Source organism: Methylosinus sp. sav-2, assembly GCF_004366495.1.
Classification (GTDB): Bacteria; Pseudomonadota; Alphaproteobacteria; order Rhizobiales; family Beijerinckiaceae; genus Methylosinus.
In genome coordinates, this window is record NZ_SOEJ01000035.1 from 1 (window position 1) to 5,397 (window position 5,397).

Genomic DNA, 5,397 nt, shown 5'->3' on the forward strand with positions numbered 1-5,397 from the left:
CGATGATCTGCTCTTCCGTGAACCGTTTCTTCTTCATCGTGTCCGTCCTGCAATCGGCCGGACTCTAATCGATGCTGGTGGAGTTTTTCAGGGGCGCGTTACCACCGGCGCAAATAGCCCTTCGCCGGCGAAGACTCGGCGATTCGGCTCTTCCACTCGCCGTCGTCGAGAGCTTTCAAAACCTCGCGCGAATGATAGCCAAGTCCGCGATGATTTCGCAGGATCGTCCTACGTCGACACGAGGCCGACAGCCGAAAGATTGTTCTTCGCCGTCTTCAGCGTTTCGCCGAGCGTCGTCGTATCGCCCTCGTCGGCTTCTTAGATCGGCGCAGCGACGATGACGCCCGTTTCGAGATCGACCGCGTGTTCCGGCTTGTAGGCGAGATGCGTCGTCCCGTCCTTCATCCTGGCGATCTTCGCCGCAGCGTCCGTCTTGTTCGTCCAGTCCTCGTTCGACAGCTTCTCTCCTTTGCTCTTGCGGGTCGAGTCGAACGAGGACGTCGATAATCGGCGTCTCGACGCCGCTTTCCTTCGCCATGCACTCGAGCATCGCACGATAGGTCTCGCCATTGTCGCGCCGCACGATGCTGCGCAACGCCGCGTTTGAGTCGGCGACGCCGATGCGCTTACTCTTGACAAGACCCTGCTCGGCGACAAGCTTCAAGACAACGCCGAAAACCTTCTCGTGGACTTCGTGCTGGAGACGCGAGTGCGTCTTCGACAGTCAGAAGTGATCGGGAATTTTGTCCCGTGTCGAAAGCCGCAGGAAATCGCGCAGCGAAAAGGAATTGGCGCAGCGCCACACGATGCCCCGTTCGCTGTCGCGCCTTTCGAAATAGCCGACCATGCGCATACGGAAATACCGGCCCGGTGGCAACGACGGCGCGCCTATCCGCGCTGCGTAATAGGGCTTGCATGCGTCCACGACGAAGGCATCGAAATCGGCGTCGAGCAGCACCTTTTTGAAGCTTGTCGTAAAATGCGTGCCCCAGAGAACGCGGCAGATCGATCCATGTCACGATCAAATCGCCCTGCGCCCCCGTCTCTCGCTGCATCGCCGTCACGATAGCCGCATTCGTCTCTCTTCAACGAACAGAATCAGGTGAGCCTCACTTCGTCAACGGGCTAATATGCCGTCTGCCTCTCGCCGCGACATCACCCACTTTCGTCGATAGCTCCCGTCTTTCGTCGTTTGCGCCAGAGTCTCCCAGCGGGGTCGCCCCCGACGTCCGGTCGAGGAAGGCAAGAGGCGAGAACGGAAGATCGCCTCCCTGCGGCCCTAGCTGCGACTGTCAGAGGCCACCCTTGAAATCGATCATCGCGTTGTTCCACCTGCTCGGCTGAAGCCGAGTATCGCCGATCACTCCGTCAAAGCGGGGCTCTTGTTTGAGCCCTGCCCGACCAAGCGTGTTTGCACCTCTGAAAAATCGCGGAAAAGGCTGATGATCCTCCAAATGCCGGGCGCAATGACGGCGATTGAATATCCAATACTGGTCGCTATGACCGCGCCAGCGCTGCCAATCTTCGGAATGAGAATAATCGCTAGAGGCAGATTGATGACCACCATCCCAAGCTGGCCGAACAGCACCATGCGGTGGATCGTCGCCATGTAGAAAAAACCAGTGAACCCATGCGCGACCGCTGAGACGGCCCCGTAAACCGCCATGCTGGTGACCAGCAAAGGCGACGGATCGATTGCTTCTCCCATCCAGGCGGCAAGAATTTTATCCAACACAGCAACGATGACGCATGACACAAACGCGTTAAACGTTATTATAATAATATTTGAGATTATAAAATGGCGGCGCACCCAACGAAAATCTCCTCTCGCGAAAGCCTCGCCATAAGCTGGCATTTGGGCAAGCAAATACATATCTGTCACCAATGAAGGAGCAGTTAGTATTTTCTGAACTATAGAGTAGTCTGTTACGGATTCAATGTTTAGCAGATGCGCTACAAGTATTTGATCAGATTGAACTGCGAGGGCCTGTAGCGATATAAATGTTAGATAAATCGATCCTGAAAAGTATAGGCGTTGGCACACACGCCATTCGACAAATTTCCAATGCGGACGGATATCAATCCCATCATTCTTGAAAAAATATAGTGAGGCAACACTATTTATGATAGGACGAATCCCTAGTGTTGCAAATACAACTATTACCATACTTGACTGCGTATATATAGAGATAACCTGCGCGCATATTGTTAATATAGTAGATATAAATTCCCACTGTTTTGCGACGTCGCCTTGTTGAAGCGCCGTGCGAGCCTGAATTGCAACTGCTGTTGGAAATGACATTGCCCCTAGATATAGAATTACATTTGCAACATCGCGCGCTTCCATTTGAAGTTGTGGGCTTGATATATTCAACGCCCAGCCAAAATCGATATGTGGACTTGCATAAAGTGCAATAAGTGCAATAATACAACTTGCGCTAGAAGCGGCGGCGTATGTCGTGGAAAGAAGTTTTCGGACTCCGATTCTGTCATCTGCGCCGTGGGCGTGAGCGATTAGCGCCGTAGCACCGGCGGTAACCCCGCCGTCGGCAAGAGAGAACCAAATCATTAGAGAACTGAGAGTGGCCCAAACACCGTAACGATCGGGTCCGAGATAACTTACCATGAACGGTAGGATGAAAAAATTTGCTAGGGTTCCAGTTCCCCGGGTGAAAATCGACATCAGCGTGTATCTAAGCATGCGAAAGCCGCGTGTATCTCTGGAACGCACCGCTTTCAATACCTCAATAATGCGTTTCATCGAACCTCGAAGAGTTTCTGTCAAGCGATCTTGGTAAATCCCGACCATGACTTGGTCCCTGATCAGCTTCCGTTGGGGCGCAAATTTTTTGGGTGTGTCGCGCATGTGAGAATGTGACTGCTCACGCTGCGAGGACATAGATCAGCTGTAATGAACGCGATCAGAGGCGACCTCGGAAATTCGGACAGTGGCTTGATTGGATTTTCTGCCTGACAGCGGCGAGGATTCTCGCTGCGAATCAGGAGCCTTCGATGACGAAGAAGAGCCGCCAGACGCATTGGATCACCTCTCATTCGAAATTGCTGCCCTCGAAATTGACTGTTTCTCTATTCGTCCTCCGCCTCCGCCTTCGATCATGGCCCATATAGTCTCCCGATCAGATATTGTGACCAACGTCGATCCGGGCTCCGAGAGAGTGTTGACATTTCAGAACTTCCGGCTATATGGCTAGACAGGCTAGCTAGGAGCGAGCTCGTGGAATGGTCGCTGCAGGACGCTAAGAACCAGTTCTCCAAGGTAGTGCAGAAGGCGCGCGAGGAAGGCCCGCAGACCGTCACTTTGCGCGGTGAACGCGCGGTCGTCGTGCTGTCGGCGCGCGACTATGATGCGTTGCGCCCCGGCAGGCCGTCGTTTGTCGACGACCTGTTCACTGGCCCGAGCTGGGACGGCGAGTTCGCCGAGGCAGTCATGCAACGCGCAAAGACGCCGAGCCGTAGTCCTGCTTTCTGATGTATCTGGTCGACACAAATGTCGTTTCCGAGGCCCGGCGCGGCGCGCCACAGGCGATCTCGTGGCTACGCTCCGTCGATCCGCTCGGCGTATATCTGAGTGTCCTGACGCTTGGTGAGATCATGCGGGGGATTGCGCTGAAGCAGAAGTTGGACCCCAAAGCCGCCGGACATCTCGCCGAATGGCTACGCAAGCTGCGAAGCGACCATGCAGATCGCATCCTGCCGATCACCGACCAGATCGCCGTCGAATGGGGCCGGATCGCGGCAATTCGGCCGCGGGGCGATGTAGACGGGTTGATTGCTGCGACGGCGATCGTTCACGATCTCATCGTCGTTACCCGGAATATCGCCGACTTCAACGACACCGGGGCGACGATAATCAATCCGTGGGACCTAGCATGATCCGTCGGCCGACACTCAGCATCCCGTTCGGCTGGATAATGTTACGGTAAGCCGCTCTGGCGCAAACGGCGCGAGACTTACATGGTTGCTCGATACGAGGAGCGATATTGCCGGGATGAGCACGACTTCGCGTGTCGACGATCTTTGCAAAGGCCGGGATCTCGGCTGCAAGATCATCACTTTCTGCGTGTGTGGTCGCGGCGGCATGAGTTCAGTTTTCGTTCATGGACGAACTCTTATTGAGCAGTATCAGAGAGTAAGCTATCAATTTGAAACTTGCAGAGTTCCATCAACTTCGCCGCGCTAGCATTCAGGCCATACGAAACAACGAAGCGATCACCCTTCCGAGCGAGCCCGGCGCAGAATTCAAGACCCCTTTTTTCAAAAAAGAAATCTCCGGATTCCGAGACGATCTCCCACGATCTATCAAAATGAATAAAGCGGTGTACATAGAATATCCCAGATACACTATTTTGCCTTGAGCGAAAGCTTCTTCGTGTCACATTAATGCGACGATGAAGCAGGCACAGCCAGCCTTCGCCGAATGGCACAAGCTGTGACGATCCATTATACACACGCAAATGTGGCTTACCCGTGCTTTCGATGACGACCTTAGCCTCGCCTTCCAATCGCAATAGACAGAATGGGCTGACGCGATAGATCGCATTCATAACGCCATCAATATCTACGGGCATCCAATTTTTTTCTTGCGCACATTGGAACGGGGACCTGAGGAATGTCACATCCGCCAGTCGATCTCCGACGACGCGCGCCCTTGTCATTGTGCAGCGCCCAGTTACTGTATTATAAGCGCTTCCTGTTACATAGATATCTCCGTCTATTTCGCTTAACCGAGCATCCTCAATGCCATTTCGCGCGGGATGCTCATCAGTTGTTGTTGTATAATCGGATAAATCACAAAGTTTTAGCCGCTCGATGACTTCTAAATCGTTATTAAGAGTTAACAGCCAGTTTTCATTGTGCAAATCCGATCCATGAAATCCGATAAACCGACCGCAACAACTTGTTATCCAATTATGTGCCCTTACAATTGCCATCCATCCTGACGCAGTAGGAATTATACTTGGGTTGTCCGCCGATAAGGATGAGGGGATTCGTAAATCAATCGATTTTACGCCAAACAGGCGTGATAAAACAATAACGTTAGGAGTTTGCGCCCAATATAGAGGGTAATCAATAATACCGACCAGGCGACTTAAAATTATTGTGTGCCAAGTTGTCTTAGAAAGCATCGCTGGTCAAGCCTCCGTTGGTCACTACTTTCACCTATAGCTGAGAGCGTTTTTCGATCCCGAGTCGCAGCGACAGACGCATTCGAAGCCATCGGGCGAACCATGAGGTAGGCGTGGCGCTGCTCGTCGCCAAATCGACGAGTTCTATGTTTGTTCTAAGTGTCGGTCCGAAGACAAGTTGAATCGGATGAATCGCTTGTGATTCAATGAGGCGGTCTGATTCTCGCGGAGACCGCCGATGTGGACGAAT

6 protein-coding genes are annotated in these 5,397 nt (G+C 53.0%); 2 read left to right on the forward strand and 4 right to left on the reverse strand.

Going from position 1 to position 5,397, the window contains the following annotated elements; genetic code table 11:
* Positions 1-175 precede the first annotated feature (175 nt).
* The 3 genes from EDE12_RS21465 to EDE12_RS21475 all read right to left on the reverse strand — a co-directional run bounded on the left by EDE12_RS21465 (position 176) and on the right by EDE12_RS21475 (position 2,809).
* The gene (locus EDE12_RS21465; protein ID WP_134188303.1) at positions 176-664 is read right to left on the reverse strand and encodes a hypothetical protein; all 489 of its coding nucleotides are present in this window, start codon (positions 662-664) and stop codon (positions 176-178) included.
* A 60-nt stretch (positions 665-724) separates the two neighbouring features.
* Positions 725-958, reverse strand: coding sequence for a transposase (locus EDE12_RS21470; protein WP_024882105.1), 234 nt, complete (start codon positions 956-958; stop codon positions 725-727).
* Between the two features lie 402 nt (positions 959-1,360).
* On the reverse strand, positions 1,361-2,809 hold the full coding sequence (locus EDE12_RS21475) for a hypothetical protein (protein WP_134188304.1): 1,449 nt from the start codon (positions 2,807-2,809) through the stop codon (positions 1,361-1,363).
* A 426-nt stretch (positions 2,810-3,235) separates the two neighbouring features.
* On the opposite strand from EDE12_RS21475, the gene EDE12_RS21480 reads away from it, so the two are divergent.
* Positions 3,236-3,490 carry a type II toxin-antitoxin system Phd/YefM family antitoxin gene (locus tag EDE12_RS21480; RefSeq protein ID WP_024882107.1) on the forward strand — a complete coding sequence of 85 codons (255 nt, stop codon included), beginning with the start codon at positions 3,236-3,238 and terminating at the stop codon, positions 3,488-3,490.
* Positions 3,490-3,894 (forward strand): type II toxin-antitoxin system VapC family toxin, encoded by a 405-nt coding sequence (locus EDE12_RS21485; protein ID WP_024882108.1) that lies wholly within the window; start codon positions 3,490-3,492, stop codon positions 3,892-3,894. The genes EDE12_RS21480 and EDE12_RS21485 overlap by 1 nt, the downstream gene beginning before the upstream one ends.
* 236 nt (positions 3,895-4,130) lie before the next feature.
* On the opposite strand, the gene EDE12_RS21490 is transcribed toward EDE12_RS21485, so the two are convergent.
* Positions 4,131-5,147, reverse strand: a complete 1,017-nt coding sequence (locus tag EDE12_RS21490) for a hypothetical protein (protein WP_134188305.1) — start codon at positions 5,145-5,147, stop codon at positions 4,131-4,133.
* Positions 5,148-5,397: the final 250 nt, after the last annotated feature.

Excerpts from the sequence above, each read along its gene's own strand:
- EDE12_RS21485 (WP_024882108.1), top strand. The coding sequence starts at position 3,490 with ATGTATCTGGTCGACACAAATGTCGTTTCCGAGGCCCGGCGCGGCGCG.
- EDE12_RS21490 (WP_134188305.1), bottom strand. The coding sequence starts at position 5,147 with ATGCTTTCTAAGACAACTTGGCACACAATAATTTTAAGTCGCCTGGTC.
- EDE12_RS21475 (WP_134188304.1), bottom strand. The coding sequence starts at position 2,809 with ATGGTCGGGATTTACCAAGATCGCTTGACAGAAACTCTTCGAGGTTCG.